Here is an 18,780-nt window from a genome sequence, read left to right as displayed (position 1 = left end):
GCACTGGCCACCGAGGGTAATCCGGTCCCCGGAACGGGGCACGTCGGAGCGGTCCGGCGCACCGGGACGGGTCAGCCCGCGGCCTCGGTGACCGGTGCCGGGCCGCCCACGGCCGTGTCCGCGGGCGAGCCGGCCACCACGCGGGAGGCGGCGGTGCGCCGGTGCCACCGCGAGGCCGCCACCGTTGCGCCGACGGCCGCGGCGGCCAGCAGCGCGCTGACCCAGGAGACGCCGGTGTAGCCCCAGCCGGCGGTGATCACCAGTCCGCCGATCCAGGGGCCGAGGGTGTTGCCGATGTTGAACGCCGAGGTGGTCGTCGCGCCCGCCAGGGTGGGGGCGGCGCCCGCCACCTCGAACATCCGGGCGTTGATGGCGGGGGCGGTGAAGAACGAGGTCACTCCCAGCCCCAGCGCCAGCCCGACGGCCGCCACGGGCAGGTGCGCGGTGAGCGCCAGCAGCGCCAGTACGGCGGTGGTGGCGGCCAGACCGGCGTACATGGCGCCGAACAGGTGCGCGTCGCCGACCCGGCCGCCGAGCGCGGCGCCGATCAGCGCGCCGACCCCGTACAGCGCCAGCACGGTCGGCACCCAGCCCTCGCCCAGGCCGGCGGTGTCGGTGAGCAGCGGGGAGAGGTAGGAGAAGAGGCAGAAGGTGGCGGCGGCGTTGAGCGCGGTGATCACCAGCGCCAGCCATACCTGGCCGTCGCGGTAGATCCGCAGTTCGCGGCGGAGGACGGGCCGGTCCGCGCCGGTGGCCGGCCGGGTGGACGGCACCAGCGCCAGCACCCCGGCCACCGCGACCGCCGCCAGGAGGGCCACCGCCCAGAACGCGGCCCGCCATCCGGCGTGCTGCCCCAGGAGCGCACCGGCCGGCACGCCCAGGACGTTGGCGACGCTCAGCCCGCCGATCATCACGGCCATCGCCTTCGCCTTCGCACCCGCCGGGGCCAGCGAAACGGCCACGGCGGCTCCCACCGCCCAGAACCCGGCGCACGCCAGCGCGCTCACCACCCGCGAGGCGAACAGCACCTCGTAAGTCGGTGCGAGGGCGCCGGCCACCTGCCCGGCCCCGAAGACGGCCAGCAGCGACACCAGCGTGGTGCGGCGGGGCAGCCGCAGCGTCGCGCCGGCCAGCACCGGGGCGCCGACCACCATGCCGATGGCGAAGGCGGACACCAGCAGCCCGGCCTGCGGAATGGTCACCGACATGTCGCGGGCGATCGGCTGGAGCAGCCCGGCGATCATGAACTCCGAGGTGCCGAGCGCGAACACGGACAGCCCCAGGACGTAGACGGCCAGGGGCATGCGGGGACGCTCCGCGCGGGGCGGGACGCCTCCGGGCGGTGGTGTGTCGAGTGGCGGCATGTCCGGGCCCAACGTCATCACCGGGAAGAACATTCCTGGTCGGAGGCCTTGTTACCGTCCTTTCACCGGAGGGCCGGTGCCGCCGTTTGGCGCGGTATCACATGATGCCGCCGGATCCGACGCCGGATCCGACGCCGACGCCGTCCGCGCCGTGCCGCCCGGGCGGGTCAGGGGCGGCGGCCGAGCAGGGCCACCAGCCTGTCCTGGACCCCCGCGCCCTCGCCCGCCTCGACCGGTTCGCCGAACAGTCCGGTGCTGCGCAGGGAGTCCGCCACGGGGCGCACCGCCCCGTAGACGTAACGGGCCAGCCCCTCGTCCAGCCGGTCGTCGGCGCCGATGCCGCGAGCCAGGTCCCATGCGTGCACGGTGAGGTCGGTCGTCATCTCGCGGGCGTAGTCGGCGGCCGGGCGCGGACCGCCGCCGGTGTGCACGTCGCCGTCCAGGGCGCCGGGGCGGTGGAAGGCGGCCCGCGACTCCTCGGCGGCGCGCCGCCACGCGCCCCGCGGGTCGTCGCCGAGGACATCGCCGTCGAACCGGTCGCCGACCTCCTCCAGCGTCGCGCCCCGCAGCAGCCAGGGCGCCCACAGGTGCTCGGCGACCAGATGGCCGACCAGGTCGCGCACGGTCCACTCGGTGCACGGGGTGGGGTCGTCCCACTGGTCGTCGCGCACCGCGCGGACGCGCCTGCCGAACTCCGCGTATCCCCGGTCCAGGGCGTCGAGTCGTTCCATCGTTCCAGCGTAGGCGCGACTCACGCGGTGAGCAGGTCCAGCTCCGCGGTCAGATTGCGGCGGGCGGTGTGCTCCCAGTGCTCCCGGCCGTAGTGGGTGCGGAACAGGGAGGGCAGGTCCAGCAGATGGCGCAGGACCTCGGCACGTCCGGTGCGGAAGGCGTCGTCGGGGACGAAGCCGTACTCCTCGCGGACGGCGGCGGCGTAGGCCGCGTACTCCCGCGGCGACCCGGCCAGCACCGCGAGGTCGGCGTCGCAGAGCACCTCGCCGCCCGTGTCGCCGGGGGCCGGGTCGTGCCCGGCGGTGAGGCGGACCAGCCGGGCCACCTCGGCGGCCAGGGCGGGGCGGACGCCCGCCTCGGACAGGGCGCGCTCGGCCAGGCGGGCGCTGCGCTCCTCGTTGGTGGAGCGGTCCGGGAGGTGGACCGCGTCGTGGAACCAGGCGGCCAGCGAGGCGGTGGCGACCTCCTCGGGGCCGGAGCAGTGCGCGGAGAGCAGGCCGACGCGGTCCAGGACGGCGATCAGATGGTCGGTGGTGTGGTAGCGGCGGTGGGGTTCGGCCCAGCGCGCGAGGAGATCGTCGGCGTAGGCGTACGGGGAGGGGGTGTCCGCGGGCAGGTCCGCCTCCGGGCGGCGTACGGCCAGGAGGGTCCGGGTCCAGCGCTCGCGCAGCCCGTCATGGGCCGGATGGCGGTTCTTCGGCGTGACCATGGCGCAATTGTGTGCCCCGTCTTCCCGGCGTGTCCCGCGATATGGCAGGCTCCGCTATATGTCTAGACCAATCCTCGAAGTGATCGCCCTCGATGCCCGCGACGCGGTCGCCGCGCAGACCGGCGGGGCGGACCGCCTCGAACTGGTCGGCGACATGCCCGCCGACGGCCTCACCCCCGCGCGGGGGGTCTTCGCCGCCGTCCGCGGCGCCACCGACCTGCCGGTGCGGGTGATGCTGCGCGCGACGGACGGATTCGCGGCGGGCGACGAGGCGGCGCTGGAGGAGTTGTGCGAGCGGGCGCGCGGCCTGCGCGCGGAGGGCGCCGAGGAGTTCGTGCTCGGCTTCCTCGACGACACCGGACAGCCCGACCTCGCCGCGATCGGCGCGCTCCTCGACGCCGTCCCCGGCTGCCGCTGGACCTTCCATCGCGCCATCGACCACTGCGCCGACCGCGCCGGGCTGCGCAAACGGCTCGACGGGCACCCGGGTCTGGACGCCTACCTCACCGCCGGCTCGGCGGACGGCGTGACGGCGGGCCTGGCCGTCCTGTGCGCCGAGGCGGCCCGTACGGCCGCCGGGGAGCCCGGCTACCTCCCGCTGCTGATGGCAGGCGGCGGCCTGGGCCTCGACCACGTCCCCGCCCTGCGCGCGGCGGGCGTGACCGCCTTCCACATCGGCGGCGCGGCCCGCCTCGGCGGCTGGGACACCCCGGTCTCCCCGGACGCGGTGCGCACCTGGCGCGAGGCACTGGATTCCTGACCGGGCCGTTCCGTGCGGGGCCGTTCCGTGCCGGGCGGTTCCGTGCGGGGCCGTTCCGTGCCGGGCGGTTCCGTGCGGGACCGTTCCGTGCCGGGCCGTGCCCCGCTCAGCCGTCCGCGGCGGGGACGGCCTCGCGCCACTCCACGCCCAGGGACCGCACCAGCTCGTGGCAGTTGCGGCCGAATCCGGGGGAGGGGACGTCCCGGAAGAGCCCGCCGAGGTCCCCCGACCCGTCGTCCGGATCGGGCAGGACCATGGCCAGCCGCTGGAGCGAGGGGGAGCCGTGCGCCGCGACCAGTTCGCAGAACTCCCGGTACGTCACGTGCCGCGGTTCGCGCGCCGGGCCGAAGCGCCCCATGAGGTCGTCCAGCCGGGTCGGCTCCCGCTGCACCACGTGGAAGGTCTCGCCCAGGCGGCGCTCGAGCACCGCCGCCGAGATGAACCGGCCGACGTTGTCCACCGGGGTGAAGTCACCCCGTGCGCCCGTCTCGAAGCGGACACCGAGTTCCGCGCACGCCGTCAGGACGAACTCGGCGAGGCTGCCGCCGTGGCTGAGGACGCCGGTGCGCGAGTGCGGCATCACCTCGCCCATGCGGTACAGGCTCACCGGGAGGCCGTACCGCCGCCGGGCCTCGCGCAGCAGCGCCTCGGCTACCCACTTGCTCCGGCTGTAGCCGTCGCCCGGCACCTCCTCGGCCGCGGGGAAGGCGTTCTCGTCGAGCACCGAGCCGTCACGGGGAACGCGCGGCAGGATGCCGAGCGTCGACAGGTGGTGCACGGGACTGGCCGGCCCGGGGCCGGTGCGGGCGAGCCGGATCACCTCGCGGGTGCCGAGCACGTTCACCGCGCGTAGACGGCGGTAGGGGTAGACGAGGTTCACCTCCGCGCCCGCGTGCACGATCGTGTCCGTCCACTCGGCCAGCTCCCGGAAGCCGGCCCCGGACAGCCCGAACCCCTCGGCGCCGAGGTCGCCGCGCACGACCCGGACCCGGTCGTCGCCGCTGCCGACGGGCAGGCCGTAGTGGCGGGCGCGGGCGTCGAGCCGGGCGCGGGCGGCCGCGTCGTCCTCGGCGTTGACCAGGCAGGCGACCGTGGCCGTCGTGGACCGCAGCAGCTCGTCCAGCAGATGGATGCCGATGAAGCCGGTGCCGCCGGTGAGGAGGATGTGCCGGGGCGGGGCGACGGCCGCGGACCGCGGGGGTGGTACGGCCGCCGGGGAGGCCGGTTCGAGAGCGGCCGCGTCGGCCAGCATCTCCCGGTGTACGGCCGCCTCCCCGGTCTCCGGCCCGCCCCGGGCGATCAGACGGACCTGGGCGGCGACGGTCGGCGCCTCGGCGATGTCCCGCACCGACAGGCGCAGGCCGAACAGGTCGCGCAGGCGCAGTACGAGCCGCTGGGCGCTGAGGGAGGTGCCGCCGATCTCGAAGAAGCCGTCCCGGGCACCGGGGGTGACGCCCAGGAGCTCGGCCCACAGGGAGCGGACCGCCTCCTCCGGGTCGCCGCCGGACGCCGGCCCGCCCCCGGCGGCGGCGCTCCCGGGCGCCGTGGCCCGCTCCGCCGTGGCCCGCTCCGCCGTGTCCGGCCCGTCGAGCAGCAGCGCCAGCGCCCGGCGGTCGGCCTTGCCGTTGGGGGACAGGGGCATGCTCTCGATCCGCACGAACCGGTCGGGCACCAGCTCGGTCGGGAGCAGCTTCCCGGCCCGCGCCCTGGTGTCCGCGAGATCGAGGTCCTCGCGGGCGACCACGGCCGCGACCAGGGTCTGGCCGTCGGCCTCGCCCCGCAGCACGACCCGCACGTCCTGGACCCCCGGCAGCGTCAGCAGCGCCCGCTCGACCTCCGCCGGCTCGATCCGCACCCCGCGCACCTTGAGCTGGTCGTCGCGCCGCCCCACGAAGTACAGGCAGCCGTCGGCCCGGTAGTGGCCGAGGTCGCCGGTGCGGTAGAGGCGTTCCCCGGGGATGTCGGGGAAGGGGTTGGGCACGAACGCGGCCCCAGTCCGCTCCGGGTCGCCGAGATAGCCCAGGCCCAGGCAGTCGCCACCGATGAGGATCTCGCCCGTCTCCCCCGTGCCCAGACGCCGCATCGAGGAGTCCACGACCACCGCCGAGGTGTTGTCGATGGGGCGGCCGACGGGTATCTCACCGACGGCGCCACCGTCACCGCCGTCACCGCCGGCGCCCGCGGTGACGGTGTGGAAGACACTGCCGATCGACGCCTCGGTGGGGCCGTAGGTGTTGGTGATCGCCGTGCCGGGCAGCAGCTCGTGGAACCCGCGGACCGCCTCCACGTTGATCGCCTCGCCGCCCAGCAGGACGTGCCGCAGGGAGCCGGCCGCCCGCACCAGCGCCGGGTCCGAGGCGAGCAGGTCGACGAGCACGGTGAAGATCGACGGCACGAAGTCGGTGATCGTCACCCCGTGGCGGCCGATCTGGTCGACGGTGCGCTCCAGGTCGAGCAGCCCGTCGCGGCGCGGCATGACGACGCTGCCGCCCATGGTCAGCGGCCACAGCAACTGCCACAGCGACGAGTCGAAGACCGACCGGCTGTTCTGGAGCGCCACGTGCCCGGCGCCGAACCTGCGGGTCATGTAGAGGAACCGGTTGAGCAGGCCGCGGTGCACGTTGAGCGTGCACTTGGGCAGGCCCGTGGTGCCCGAGGTGAAGAAGCCGTAGGCGAGGTCGGTGCGGCCGGGGCGGCCGCCGGCGGGGGCGGTGTCGGTGCCGTCCAGCTTCCGGTGGTCGGCCACCAGCGCGCGGGCGCAGCCGGCCGCCGGGGCCGGGGTGCGCGGGGAGACGACGGCGATGTCGGTGCCCAGGCCCCGCAGCAGCGCGCCGATCCGCTCCCGGGGCCAGCCCGGGTCGAAGGGGATGAAGGGGACGCCGGCCTTCATCGCCGCGACCATCGTGAGCGGGAGCTCCATCCCGTCGCTCACCAGCAGGGGAAGCAGCGTCTCCCGGCGCGCGCCGTGCTCCACGAGCATCGCGGCCAGGAAGTTGGCCCTTCGGTCCAGCTCCCGGTAGCTCAGCGTCACGCCGTCGTAGTACAGCGCGTCGGCGTCGGGGGTGGCACGGGCCTGCTCCTCGATCAGGTGCAGGGTCGTCGCGGTGCCCCGCGGGTACGGCGCGCGGCGTCCGTTGGGATCGGGCAGTGCGGACGAGGACGTGCTGGCTGGCATCGTGGACCCCAATCGAGTGTGGTTCCAGGCGTTTCCAGGCGTTTCCAGGACTGCTCCGCGGTGCGGGTGCGGGCTGTGCGGATGCGGGCACACGGGCCGCCGCGCGACGGGGCGCGCGGCGGGGCGTGCGGCGTGCGGTGGGGCTCGCGGTGGCGCGCGGACCCTCAGGCGGCGGGCAGGACGAGGGAGCGGGAGCGCAGCTCCTCGTAGAAGGGCAGGTGGTGCCGGAGGTAGCCGGCCAGCACCGGGCTGTCGTCGACCGTGACGGCGTGGCGCCGGCCGCTCTGCCGGAAGCCGGAGCTGCGGGCGACGTCCTGGTGCCACCGGCTGGTGCGGCTCCACTCGGAGCGCTCTCCCGACTGCCAGGACAGGGCCCGGTCGTCGTAGGGGATGCCGACGGCCTCGCAGTAGGCGCGGACGGTGTCGCCGGGGCGCTCGACGAGGACGTCGGCGTCGACCACGACGGGATCGCGCCCCGTCTCCCGGCGGACCCGGTCGAATATCTCGTACTGGTGCTCGAATCCGATCTCCGCGAGCTTCACCTCGGGGTTCACCGCGTAGTGCGACTCGATGGCGCGCCGGGGGTCGCGGACGATGAAGGTGTGCGTGACGTTCTCGGCCAGCGGCAGCGCGTCGAAGAGGTGGGCGTGCGGGTACTCGGTGGTGTCCTTGAAGAACACCGGCGTCCCCGCCGACTCCGCCGTGAACCCCCGCAGCACCTCCTCCGGCGTGGTCAGGCGCCGTCCGCCGACCTCGACGTGGTGCCCGGCGGCCAGTTCGGAGAACGGCTCGTGGTAGGCGCGGAAGTCGCCGCGCTGCACCATCATCCGGAAGAAGGCCGTCGACATGGCCCGCGGCGGGGACCACAGGGCCAGCACCGCCGGCCGTACGGGGGCGCTCACTGCGACCACTCCGTCGGCTCCCGGTCCCAGCGGTGGGCGCGCAGCTCGCGCATCAGCTCCTCGGGCAGCCGGCGGCCGTCACTGACCGCGATGTTGGCGGAGACGTGCCCGGGGCGGCGCATGCCGGGGATCACGGTGTGCACGTCGTCGTTGTGCAGGATGAAGCGCAGGGCCAGTTCGGGCAGCGTCATGCCCTCGGGGACGATTCTTTTCAGCGCCTCCGCGCGGTCCACGCTGGCGTCCAGGTTCTCGGGCACGAAGTAGGAGGCCCGCCAGTCGCCCTCGGGCCAGGTGGTGTCCTTCGTCAGCGTCCCGGTCAGGGTGCCCTCGTCGAACGGGACGCGGGCGATGACGCCGATCCCCAGCTCGCGGCAGAGCGGGAAGAGTTCGTCCTCGGGCGCCTGGTCGAAGATGTTGTAGATGACCTGGACGCTGTCGATCAGGCCGGTCCGCAGGACCTCCGTCGCGTTCCAGGGCTCCCAGCGGTTGATGCTGACGCCGATCCCGTCGACCATGCCCGAGGACCGCAGCGCCTCCACGGTGGTCAGCCAGCGCTCGTCCCGCGCCCAGTGGTCCTCCCACACGTGGAACTGCATCAGGTCCACCCGGGGGACGCCGAGGTTGCGCAGGCTCTTCTCGGTGTACTCCATGACGTGGTCGTACGGGAACACGTCGTCGACGTCGGAATCCCTGGTGGAGGGGAACCGCCGGTCCTTGGGAGGGATCTTGGTGAAGGCCCTCAGGCCCTTGCCCGGGTTGGCCGCGAGGAGCTTCCCCAGCAGGACCTCGCTGTGTCCGCGGCCGTAGATCCACGCGGTGTCGAAGGCGTCGCAGCCGAGGTCCACGGCGAGCTGGAGGGCGGCGAGACTCGTCTCGTCGTCCGCCCCCTGCCAGCCGCCGGGACCGGCGCCGACCCCCCACATCCCGTAGCCGATCTCCCCGACCCGCCAGCCCAGCCGGCCGAACGTGCGCTGAAGCATGTCTGTTTCCCCCTGAGAGCGAGTGGACAGGAAAGCGCGGAAGCCGCCCGCGGGTCAGTCCGGGGCGGGCCCCGCCAGGGGCGCCGAGTCCCAGTTGTGGCCGCCTCCGCCGGTGAACCGGCGCTGCCGCAGGACGTCGGCGCCCGGGCCGATCTCCGGCAGCGCCCGCCCGATGACGCCGCCCTTGTAGAGCTCGAGCCGGACGGTGGCGTCGGCCGGGCCGGCGATCTCGGCCAGACCGGCCCGCGCCGCCCGGGCGGTACGGCCGTGCGCCGTCCCCTCGTAGACGCAGACCGCGAGCTGCCGGGCGAGGAACCGCGCGGTGTCCGCGGCGCCCCGGTCGGTGACCGTCTCGTGGGCGGCGCGCACCGCGTGCGACAGCAGCTCCATGCCCGGCGCCTCGTACACACCGCGGCACTTGGTGCCGTTGATGCGGTGCTCCACCACGTCGGTCAGGCCCAGCCCGTTCCGCCCGCCGACGGTGTTGGCCAGCTCCAGCAGCTCCTCCGGCGGCAGGCGGCGGCCGTCGAGGGCCACCGGGCGGCCGCGCTCGACGGTGACGGAGACCGTCTCCACCCGGTCCGGCGCCTGCCGGGGCGACACGCCCATCAGCCGTTCCAGGTCCGCCGGCGTGGTGCCCAGGTCCTCCAGGCCGGCGTCCTCGTGGGAGGTGCCCGCGAGGTTGCCGTCGACGGAGTGCTCCGCGGTGTTGCCCGGCATGCACACCAGGCCCGCCGAGGTGATCCGACGGGCCATCGCCTCCCGGTCGGGCAGGGCGGCCAGCACCTCCGGGTCGCGCCAGGGGGCGAAGACCGCGAGGTCCGGCGCGAAGTGCGCGCCGTAGCGCTCGAAGCGGCGCTGGTCGTTGCCGCCGCCGACGCAGCCGTGCGCCAGTACGCCGGCGCCGGCCCGGCGCAGCTCGGGCACCACGCGCTCGACGATGACGGCCCGGGACAGGCCCGTGGTGTTCCAGTAGCCCCCGTCGTAGTGGGCCTGGAAGGCGACGACGTCGAGCGCCGCGTCGGCCATGACGCGCCGGGCGTCCACCTCGTGCACCGGTATGCCGGCCGCGCGCACCGCGCCGGTGAACTCACGGAAGTCCTTCTCCGGGCACTGGCCGATGTCGAGGACGAACGCCTCCACGTCGTATCCGCCGTCGTGCAGCCAGGAGGCCAGCGCGAGGGAGGAAAGCCCTCCGGAGAGGCAGATTCCGATCTTCCGCCGCTTCAGTTCGGACAGCGAGAGGTCCACCCATCCTCCAGGGAGATGCGCCTGCGCTCCGGTGTTCGCACCGGGCCGTGCGGTACGGGGACATGCTGTCCAACCCGCGTGGACGGGGGAAGTGAGTACCGCGGGGCATGATGCTGCAATGCGTAAACCTGAAGGCGTTGTACATGGGCGGAAACCGGGCCAACCCGGAACCGCCCGGCATCCCGCGCCGCGCCTTCGGCGGTACGCCGTTCAGCCGAACCGGGCGCGCTCGTCGGGCCGCTGGGAGTCCAGGAGCCCGGACCGGGCGAGCAGGTAGCCCAGTTGGGCCCGGCTGCCGGCCCTGAAGTGGTCGGCGGCCCACTTGATGTGGTTGGCCACGGTGCGGGGACTCACGCCCAGCCGGCTCCCGATCGCCTTGTCGGTGTGCCCCTCCACCATCAGGCGCAGTACGGCCCGCCGGGTCTGCGAGGTGAACGCGTGCGGCTGCCACCGGTCCGTGCCCCGGAAGACGGGCTCGGCCCGGTCCCACGCGCAGTCGAAGGCGTTCACCAGGTGGCGCACGATCGCGGGGTGATGCACGGACAGGGCCGCCGGCTGGTGCTCCTGAGCGGCGGGTATGAAGGCGACGGCGCCGTCGAAGACGGTGACCTGGCTGAACGCCTCGGCCAGTGTGCGCACCTCGGCGCCGGCCGCGGTGATCTTCTCCGCGTAGGCGAGCGTCGGGCCGTGGGAGCGCACGGTGTGCTGGTACAGCACCCGCTGCCGTACCCCCCTGGAGCACAGGTCCAGCGCCTCCGGCAGGGTCCGGGCCAGCGTCTCCTCCCCCAGCCCGCCGCCCGGCTGAGCGGTCATCACATCGCTTCCGCAGGACTGGGCGGCCCGGCGCAGGGCCCGGTCGACGGCCTCCTCGCCGAGCAGCAGGTCCGCGGTGCGGTTGACCTCCCGGCCGATCTGCCGGTACACCGCCTCCGCGCGGGCCAGCACCGACCGGACCGACCGCAGGGCCTGCTCCTGCTCCAGGATGGCCCGCTCGATCGGACGCGCGAGCCTGGCGGCGGCGATGTCCGGCGGCACGGGCACCAGCGTCCCGGGGCTCTCGGGCGACCGGCGCAGCAACCCCAGTTCGAGCAGACAGCCGGGCGCCTGCCCGGCGGGCACGCAGCCCCGGGTCAGCGCCTGCCGGTAGAAGGCGTCGCCCTCGTCGCAGATGTCGGACCCCGGGCGGCCGGGCGCGGCCGCGGTGGCGGGCGTGCTGGTCGTGACGGTGCACATGGGGCGCTCTTCCGAATCTTCGGCTGTCTGCGTCCCCACACCGGGTCCGGCACGTCCGCGGGGCTCCCGGTCGGTGGACGGCGGGGGACGGCGGGGGACGACGGGCGGGAGGACGGCCGCTCAGGCGATGGCGACCTTGGCGGCGAGACCGAGGAAGACGACACCCGCGAGCCGGTTCAGCCAGGTGCCCGAGCCGGGCCGCTTCCGCAGCCGCTCCCCGATCCGGCCCGAGAGCAGCGCGACCACGCAGTCGACCAGCAGCCCGATCACGGTGAACGTCGCGCCCAGCACCAGCAGCTGGAGGGCGGGGCTTCCCGCGGAGGGCGTGACGAACTGCGGCAGGAAGGCGAGGTAGAAGATGACGATCTTCGGGTTGAGCAGGTTGACGATCGTCGCCCTGCGGAAGACCGTCATCGGTGACGCGGCCGTGTGCTCGCCGTCGAAGGTGGTCCCGGAGGAGTCCCGCAGCGTGTGCCAGGCCAGGTAGAGCAGGTACACGGCCCCGGCGTAGCGGAGCACCTGATAGGCCGTCTCCGAGGACTGGACGAGGGTGGCCAGCCCCAGCGAGACCGCGAGGGTGTGGCAGGCCATCCCGGCCGACATGCCGAGCGACGCCAGCAGACCGGCCCTGGTGCCCTGGCTGATGCCGTGGGTGAGGATGTAGACCATGTCGGGGCCGGGAGTGACGCAGATGACCAGCACCGCCATGACGAAGACCGCGTAGGACGCCAGTCCTAACCCGAACATGTTCCCCCTCTGATCCGGCCGACCGTTCGGAACTTAGACAGCCGGGCCGCCGCGCGCAACCGCTACCGGTCCGTCGGCGGGATTCCCTCCCGCCGGCGGACCGGGGGGACGAGGCCGCCCGGCCCCCGCCCCAGCGGAGAGGAAGGGGAGCCGGGCGCGGGCGCGCCCTACCGGACCACGGCGGAGAAGGCCGGCAGGTAGCCCTTCTCGTGGCCCTCGGCCGTCGGGTGGATGTTGGAGGAGCTGATCCACGGGTCGCTCGTGCAGATCTCGTGCCCGGCGAAGGCGGGACGGGCGTCCGCGAAGGAGAACCCGGCGGCGGCGGCGCGGCCGGAGATCACCTGGTTGAGCACGTCCGAGCCGTCGTTGATCGCCTCGCGCTTGCCCGAGCCCATGCTCAGGCAGAAGCCGCCCTCCTTGTAGAGGTGCGGGTAGCCCACGACGACGACCTCGGCGTTCGGCGCGCGGTCGCGGATGGTGGCGTACAGGGCGTCCAGCTCGCCGGGCAGCTCGTTCCGGGCGTAGTCGGCGGCCTCGTCCAGTCTCTGCTCACAGGTCGACTGCGAGGAGAACATGCAGGTCAGCATGATGGAGGCGAATCCGGAGTCGTTGCCGCCGATGCTGATGCTCACCAGCGTCGTGCTCTGGTCCAGATACCGGACCTGGTTGTTCAGCACGTCCGGGATCTTCGCCCCGCCGCAGGCGGCGAAGGTGAAGGACGCGGGCGCGGACGTCTGCGCCCACCGGGCCGGGTAGGCGTTGCCGCTGCGGGTGCACAGCAGGTCGGAGTAGTCTCCGGCGCCGGTGCCGGAGGAGTAGGAGTCGCCGAGGGCCACGTAGTTCTCGGCGGCGTTCTGCGTGGCGTCCTCGGCGGCGGACGCGGGGACGGCCGGTACGGCGAACGCCGTCGCCAGGGCCAGCAGGGCGGTGGTGAGGAGACGGGGGACGCGCATGGTTTCCTCCAGGAGACATGCACAGGGTGTGAGGGGGCGTCACACCATTACCGCCCCGAACCGCCCCTGGAATCGGTGAAATCGCCGGTCCCGACACCCGGGCGGGTGATGCGGTGCGGGTTCATGTGATCGTGCGACGATCACGGGAAGTCCCCGACAGACGCTCAGGTGCCCGTGCCCGTGCCCGCGCCCGTGCCCGCGCTGACGGGCGCGGGCATCCGAGCGGCCTACCGCCCCTCTCGCCGCGCCGCCGAGAAGTAGGCGTTGGAGGCCGGGAGGAACATCATCACGATGGCCCCGGCCGCCGGCAGGTCCGGCAGGACGTCGGTCAGCAGCAGATCGCCGATACCGCCGTCCGCCGTCCACCGGAATCCGTCCGTGCTCAGGGTGTTGAGGAAGAACAGCCCGCTGAGAAGGCCGACGACGGTGAGCGCGATCCGGGCCCGTCCGTCGCCCGCGCGCATCCTGAGGCAGAACAGCAGCCACAGGGCGCCGAGGACGGCCAGGAAACCGGCGGACACGGCGAGCTGCCGGGTCGCGCCGTCCCGCCCCAACTCGCCGCGCAGCTCCTCGAACCCGGTGGGGGAGACGACGAACGAGCCCAGCACCCAGACGACGACCTGGAGAGCGATCGCCGCGAGCGAGAGCACGAACGCCGCCTCCACCGTTCTCGGACGCCCGGCCCGCCCCACTGTCACATCGGTCATCTCTCTCCCCTCTCCACCGGGTAGGACGGCCCCGCCGGGCCGATGGTTGCCCGCGGGTCGCCCGGCGTCCCGTCAGGCGTCACCCCCGTTGCTCCCGTCACCCCCGTCGCGCAGCGGCTCGGGCAGGGGCGCGGCGTGGACGACCGCGAGGCCGGAGACCGCGCGGGTGAGGCAGACGTACAGGCGGCGCAGGCCGGTGCGCTCGTCCGGTTCGCCGTCGACGACGGCGGCCGGCTCGTCCAGGACCACGTGGTCGTACTCCAGCCCCTTGGCCAGGGTCGCCGGGACGAGGGTGAGGCGGGTGTCGGCGTCCGTCTCCGTCCCAGGGGTGAGGCGGGGGACGCCGCCGGCGTCCAGGGCCGAGGCCAGGGCGGGGACGCGGGCGTCGGCGGCGATCAGGCCGATCGAGCCCTCACGCTCCAGCGCCTCGCGGCAGGCGTCCACCACCGTGCCGTCCAACTCCTCCACCGCCACCGCCCGCACCCGCAGGGAGCCCGCCGCGTCGCGGATCGAGGTCGCCTCGGACAGGCCCGGCGCGATGTGCGGCAGCAGCCGGGAGGCGTAGGCGATGACCTCGCGCGGCACACGGAAGCCCCGGGTCAGCTCCTCCACCGCCGCGTCCGGCTTGCCCAGGTGGGACAGGGCCTCGGCCCAGCTCGCGGTCGCCCACGGCGTGGTGCCCTGCGCCAGGTCGCCCAGCACCGTCGCCGATCCGGTGGTGCAGCGGCGGCCCACCGCCCGGTACTGCATGGGGGACAGGTCCTGCGCCTCGTCCAGGACGACGTGGCCGAGCGAGGGGGTGCGCCGCACCAGGTCGGTGGCCTCGTCGATCAGTACGGCGTCGGCGGCCGACCACTTCGCCGACCGCACCCCGCGCGGCGGCTTCGTCCACAGGATCGCCTTGCGCTCCTCGTCGGTGAGGATCCGCTCGGAGCACTCGGCCAGGAAGCCGTCGTCCGACAGCAGCCGCAGCACCAGCCTCGCCGGATCGACCTCCGGCCACACGGCCTTGACCAGGGACTTCACCGCCGTGTTGCGTGCCACCGCGTTCTGCACCCGGTCGTCGGGGGCCTCGCCCGACCGCTCCATGCGCGTCAGCACGGCGTGCGCGACGCGCTGCGGCAGGGCCTCGCGGGCGGCACCGTAGCGGATGCCGCGCTCCAGCAGCTCGCGGACGATCTCCTCCAGTTCGTACGCCGGGACGCGCCAGCGGCGCGAGCCGCGGACGACGACGCACGGCTCGGCCGGCATCGTCACGCCCGAGCGGACCGCGCGGCGCAGCACCTCGGCCATGCGGGCGTCGCCCTTGATCCGGGCGGCCTCCGGGTCGTCGACGCCGCGCACCTCCACGCCCGTCGACTCGGCGACCAGGTCCTCCACGGTCGCCTGCCGCACCGCCAGCTCGCCGAGCGCCGGCAGGACCTGCTCGATGTAGCGCAGGAAGGACCGGTTGGGGCCGATGACCAGCGCCCCGGTGCGGGCCAGGCGCTCGCGGTGGGCGTAGAGCAGGTACGCCACGCGGTGCAGGCCGACGGCCGTCTTGCCGGTGCCCGGCGCTCCCTGGACGCACACGGTGCCGTCGACGCCGGTACGGACGATCTCGTCCTGCTCGGGCTGGATGGTGGCCACGATGTCGCGCATCGGGCCGACGCGCGGGCGTTCGATCTCGCGCCTGAGCAGGGCGCTGGCCTTCTCGGCCTCGTCCGGGTCGGACAGGCGCTCGTCCTCGTACGCGGTCAGTTCGCCGCCGGTGTAGCCGAAGCGGCGGCGCAGGCCGACGCCCTGCGGGTTCTTCCTGGAGGCGCGGTAGAAGGGCTGGGAGACGGGGGCGCGCCAGTCGATGACCATCGGGTCGCCGTCGGCGTCGTGGACGTGGCGGCGGCCGATGTAGTACCGGGCCGCCGCGGGAACGCCGTGCTCCTGGGCGCCGGGGGACGCCGGGGAGTCCGTGTAGTCCAGGCGGCCGAAGAACAGTGGGGTGTCGGCGAGGTCGGCCAGGGCCTCGATCCGGGCGTCGATCTGGCGCTGGAGCACCTCGGCGTTCACCCAGTTGGCGGTGACGTTCCTGATGTCGAGCGACTCGACGTCATGGCGCATGGCGCGCAGCGCGGTGCGCGAGGCGGCCAGGTGGGCGCGTTCGCGTTCGAGCGGGTCGAGCGGGTCGAGCGGGTCGAGCGGGTCGGGGCCGGGCGTGTCACGGCCGGGCGAGTCGGGGGCGTGCGGATCGGGGGCGTGCGGATCGGGGGCGTGCGCGGGCACGTTGCGGCCTCCTGCGGAAAAGCGCGCACGACGGCGCCGGGGCGAGCCGCTCGGGCGTGCGGCCGCGCCGCACGCCGGGTGCGGTGGACGACAGGGTCGGAGGGGACCGCGTGCACCGACGGGCTGCGGGCCGCCGGAGGCCGGCGAGGGCGCGGCCGCCGGGAGCGCGGTCCGCCGGCCGGTACCGACCGGCCGGCTCCTTCCCGGCGGCACGGCGGCACGCGGGCATGCGGAACGCACGCCCTTCGGTGCCGTGGCGCGGGAGGCGGGAGACGCGTGATTCTAGCCCCGCTCGTCCCGGCGGGCGAACGATTTCCCCCGTACGCGGGGAGGGTGGACGGGCCGGGTTGCGGGCGGAGGAAAGCCGTGGTGAGACCTAGGATGGATATGGACCAATAGGGCGAAACTACTGCGAACCCGTGGAGTCATGAACAGCACCCCCATCCCTCCCCAGACAGCCGGCGGCCGGTCCACGGGCGCCACCGCGCTCGCCGCGCTCGACGCACGGAGCGGCGACGGCGGCCACCGCCACCGCCGCCATCTGCTGGGCGACGCCGTCCGGGCGATCTCCGTCTTCGCCGCCGCGGCGTTCGACGTCGCGGTCCTCGGCGACTACGCGGAGGCGCGCGAAGAGGACCGGGAACAGGACACGGAGGAGGGCACGGAGCAGGACCGGGACCGCGACAGCGGGCCACGCGGCGGCAGAGCGCACGAGCCCGCGACCCGCGCCTGACACCGGCCGGGCGCACCGGACCGTCGGTTAGGGTCGCCCCGCGGCGGTGGCCGTGGACGACCGAGAGACGACCGTCGACCGACGGACCGGAACCCAGGAGGTGGCCGAGTGCCGGCTGCGCCCACACCCGACACCGGTACCGGCGCCGACTCCGAGCGCCCGGCCCGCACCGCACGCGGCGGCCGCACCGCCCGCGCCCGGATACGCGCCGCGCTCGGCACGCACGGCGACCACCGCACCCGGGCCGCCGCCGCCCTGCTCGCGGTCTCCCTCGCCGCGCTCGCGGCGGTCTGCGCGGCACAGCCCAGCTTCCTGGTGGACGTGCTCGTCTACCGCGCCGAGGGGCAGGCCGTCGCGGAGAGGCGCGACCTGTACGGCTTCACCGTCACCGAGTGGGACCTGCCCGCCACCTACCCGCCCTTCGCCGCGCTGCTGTTCGTCCCCACCGCCCTGCTGCCCCTGCCCGCCGTCCAGATCCTCTTCGCGGCCGGCAACGTCGTGCTGCTGGCCCTGCTGGTCCACCTCTCCCTGCGCCTGGCCGGACGGCGGACCTCCCCCGCCCTCCTGATCGCCGCCACGACGGTCGGCCTGTGGCTGGAACCGGTCTTCCAGACCATGGTCTTCGGGCAGATCAACCTCGCCCTGGCCTGCCTGGTCCTGTGGGACCTCGGCCGCCCGGACGGTGCCCGCGGCAAGGGCCTGGCCATCGGCGTCGCGGCCGGGATCAAGCTCACCCCCGCGATCTTCGCCGTCCATCTGCTGCTGACCGGACGCGTCCGTGCCGGGCTGACGGCGCTGGCGGGCTTCGCGGGGACGGCGGCGCTCGGCGCGGCCGTCCTGCCGGGCGCGAGCGTGGAGTTCTGGACGCGGCGGATGTTCGAGACCGGCCGCGTCGGCAAGGCGTGGATCGTCGACAACCAGTCCCTCCAGGGAGCGGCCGCCCGCCTCCTGCACAGCCCCGAGCCCGGTCTGTGGTGGGCCGTGCCCGCGGCCGTCGTCGGGCTGCTGGGCCTGTGGCTGGCCCGCCGCGCCCATCTGCGCGGGCGGGAGAGCTGGGGGGTGCTCGCCGTCGCGGGCACGGCGGTGCTGGTCTCGCCGATCAGCTGGTCCCACCACTGGGTGTGGTGCGTACCGCTGCTCGCCGTCCTGGCGGCCACCGCCTCGCCGTCCCGCCGGTGGCCGCTGTACGTCGCGGGCGCCGTCGCCGTGCTCTTCACGGCCCGCACGCACTGGCTCGTCCCCCACTCCGGCGACCTCGACCTCCACCTGCACTGGTGGCAGCAGCCGCTCGCCTCCCCGTACGCGCCCCTGGCCCTGGCCCTGATGGCCTGCGCGGCGTGGCGCCTGCGATCGGCTCGGCCGGGGAGGGCAGACGAGGAGTAAGGCATCGCCTTGACCGTCACAGGAGAACAAGCCGTCACTCGTTCTGATGTAGGGCGCTGAGAAAGCGACCACCGTGACTGCCGTGTTCCTACGTTCGACATCATGCGAGAACGCTGGGTGCTGGAGTTGGAGCCCGAGGTGCGGGACTGGTTGGCCTCTCTGTCGATACCCCACTACAGAACTGTGGAGCGACATGCCGATCGCTTGGCCGACCACCCGACGACACTGGGTGAACCGTATTCGAGACATCTTGACGGTCCGGTGCGGGAACTGCGCTTCATCCTGGGAAGCGAAGCCGTAAGGGTCACCTACTGGCTGGCCCCTCAACGCCGTATCGTATTGCTGACCGTCTTCCGCAAGACCCGGATGCGGGAGGAGACGCAGGTGCAACGGGCTCTCTGGGCGCAGAAAGAGTGCGAGGCTGAGCATTCGGCGGCCGAGGAGATGTACCACCGCGCGTGGAAGGAGCAGCTGTGAGCAGGGGTTATCACACGCAGTGGCTGATTCCGGACGAGCATCGAGCCGATCCCGCATATGTCGAGGCAGGCGCGGCCATCGCGCTGGGGCAGGCCGTGTACGACCGCCGCACCGCGCTCGGGTTCACACAGGGGCAGCTCGCGCATCGGGCGGGAATGACGGAGGCCGAGGTCGAGCGAATCGAGGGAGGGGCGGTGACTCCCACCGTCGCCCTGCTGCGCGCGCTGGCCCATGCCCTCGATGCCAGGTTGGACCTGTCCGTCGAGGATGAGGAGACCCTGGTGACCTTTGTGGCGCATGCGGCATGACGACATACAAAGCGCAGACGGAGGCGTGGTGGCTCTGACCGAGGAGTGGGAGGAGCCCATGAGACAGATCCCGGTGCTGTGGGTGCGCATCCTCGATGGCTTGGAAC

At 74.0% G+C, this 18,780-nt stretch carries 17 protein-coding genes; 5 read left to right on the top strand and 12 right to left on the bottom strand.

What is annotated here, in order from left to right:
- Positions 1-71: 71 nt before the first annotated feature.
- From BM237_RS01825 to BM237_RS01815, 3 genes are all read right to left on the bottom strand, one after another.
- Complete coding sequence (locus BM237_RS01825; protein ID WP_093847001.1) at positions 72-1,304, bottom strand: Cmx/CmrA family chloramphenicol efflux MFS transporter; 1,233 nt, start codon at positions 1,302-1,304, stop codon at positions 72-74.
- A 227-nt stretch (positions 1,305-1,531) separates the two neighbouring features.
- Positions 1,532-2,095: a TIGR03086 family metal-binding protein gene (locus BM237_RS01820; RefSeq protein ID WP_093846999.1), complete on the bottom strand. Its 564-nt coding sequence runs from the start codon at positions 2,093-2,095 to the stop codon at positions 1,532-1,534.
- Between the two features lie 20 nt (positions 2,096-2,115).
- On the bottom strand, positions 2,116-2,805 hold the full coding sequence (locus BM237_RS01815) for an HD domain-containing protein (protein ID WP_093846998.1): 690 nt from the start codon (positions 2,803-2,805) through the stop codon (positions 2,116-2,118).
- Positions 2,806-2,863: 58 nt separating this feature from the next.
- Between BM237_RS01815 and BM237_RS01810 the strand changes: the two genes are divergently transcribed.
- The gene (locus tag BM237_RS01810) at positions 2,864-3,565 is read left to right on the top strand and encodes a copper homeostasis protein CutC (protein WP_093846996.1); all 702 of its coding nucleotides are present in this window, start codon (positions 2,864-2,866) and stop codon (positions 3,563-3,565) included.
- A gap of 106 nt (positions 3,566-3,671) precedes the next feature.
- On the opposite strand, the gene BM237_RS01800 is transcribed toward BM237_RS01810, so the two are convergent.
- The 9 genes from BM237_RS01800 to BM237_RS01760 form a co-directional block, all read right to left on the bottom strand.
- Positions 3,672-6,740 carry a non-ribosomal peptide synthetase gene (locus tag BM237_RS01800; protein ID WP_093846994.1) on the bottom strand — a complete coding sequence of 1,023 codons (3,069 nt, stop codon included), beginning with the start codon at positions 6,738-6,740 and terminating at the stop codon, positions 3,672-3,674.
- 164 nt (positions 6,741-6,904) lie between these two features.
- Complete coding sequence (locus BM237_RS01795; RefSeq protein ID WP_093846992.1) at positions 6,905-7,642, bottom strand: sulfotransferase-like domain-containing protein; 738 nt, start codon at positions 7,640-7,642, stop codon at positions 6,905-6,907.
- Positions 7,639-8,622 (bottom strand): aldo/keto reductase, encoded by a 984-nt coding sequence (locus tag BM237_RS01790; protein ID WP_093846990.1) that lies wholly within the window; start codon positions 8,620-8,622, stop codon positions 7,639-7,641. The genes BM237_RS01795 and BM237_RS01790 overlap by 4 nt, the downstream gene beginning before the upstream one ends.
- Positions 8,623-8,676: 54 nt before the next feature.
- Positions 8,677-9,873, bottom strand: a complete 1,197-nt coding sequence (locus BM237_RS01785) for an argininosuccinate synthase domain-containing protein (protein ID WP_175540846.1) — start codon at positions 9,871-9,873, stop codon at positions 8,677-8,679.
- A gap of 210 nt (positions 9,874-10,083) precedes the next feature.
- Positions 10,084-11,106 carry a helix-turn-helix transcriptional regulator gene (locus BM237_RS01780; RefSeq protein WP_093846986.1) on the bottom strand — a complete coding sequence of 341 codons (1,023 nt, stop codon included), beginning with the start codon at positions 11,104-11,106 and terminating at the stop codon, positions 10,084-10,086.
- 120 nt (positions 11,107-11,226) lie between these two features.
- On the bottom strand, positions 11,227-11,853 hold the full coding sequence (locus BM237_RS01775; RefSeq protein ID WP_093846984.1) for a LysE family translocator: 627 nt from the start codon (positions 11,851-11,853) through the stop codon (positions 11,227-11,229).
- 167 nt (positions 11,854-12,020) lie between these two features.
- Entirely contained in the window at positions 12,021-12,806 is a 786-nt protein-coding gene (locus BM237_RS01770; protein ID WP_093846982.1) for an SGNH/GDSL hydrolase family protein, read from the bottom strand.
- Between the two features lie 227 nt (positions 12,807-13,033).
- The gene (locus BM237_RS01765; protein WP_139238047.1) at positions 13,034-13,513 is read right to left on the bottom strand and encodes a hypothetical protein; all 480 of its coding nucleotides are present in this window, start codon (positions 13,511-13,513) and stop codon (positions 13,034-13,036) included.
- Positions 13,514-13,585: 72 nt separating this feature from the next.
- Positions 13,586-15,772, bottom strand: coding sequence for a HelD family protein (locus BM237_RS01760; RefSeq protein ID WP_425443630.1), 2,187 nt, complete (start codon positions 15,770-15,772; stop codon positions 13,586-13,588).
- Between the two features lie 427 nt (positions 15,773-16,199).
- Here BM237_RS01760 and BM237_RS30460 point away from each other — a divergent pair, with 427 nt between their 5' ends.
- From BM237_RS30460 to BM237_RS01740, 4 genes are all read left to right on the top strand, one after another.
- Positions 16,200-16,505, top strand: coding sequence for a hypothetical protein (locus BM237_RS30460; RefSeq protein ID WP_425443629.1), 306 nt, complete (start codon positions 16,200-16,202; stop codon positions 16,503-16,505).
- Positions 16,506-16,760: 255 nt separating this feature from the next.
- Positions 16,761-17,888 carry a glycosyltransferase 87 family protein gene (locus BM237_RS01750; RefSeq protein ID WP_093847383.1) on the top strand — a complete coding sequence of 376 codons (1,128 nt, stop codon included), beginning with the start codon at positions 16,761-16,763 and terminating at the stop codon, positions 17,886-17,888.
- 102 nt (positions 17,889-17,990) lie between these two features.
- Positions 17,991-18,365 (top strand): type II toxin-antitoxin system RelE/ParE family toxin, encoded by a 375-nt coding sequence (locus tag BM237_RS01745; RefSeq protein ID WP_093846978.1) that lies wholly within the window; start codon positions 17,991-17,993, stop codon positions 18,363-18,365.
- Positions 18,362-18,673 (top strand): helix-turn-helix domain-containing protein, encoded by a 312-nt coding sequence (locus BM237_RS01740; protein WP_175540845.1) that lies wholly within the window; start codon positions 18,362-18,364, stop codon positions 18,671-18,673. The genes BM237_RS01745 and BM237_RS01740 overlap by 4 nt, the downstream gene beginning before the upstream one ends.
- The last annotated feature ends 107 nt before the right edge of the window (positions 18,674-18,780 follow it).

The sequence above is a fragment of the Streptomyces mangrovi genome, assembly GCF_900114215.1.
In the GTDB taxonomy this organism is placed as follows: Bacteria; Actinomycetota; Actinomycetes; order Streptomycetales; family Streptomycetaceae; genus Streptomyces; species Streptomyces barkulensis.
This window is presented reverse-complemented; position numbering and strand designations above follow the sequence as displayed.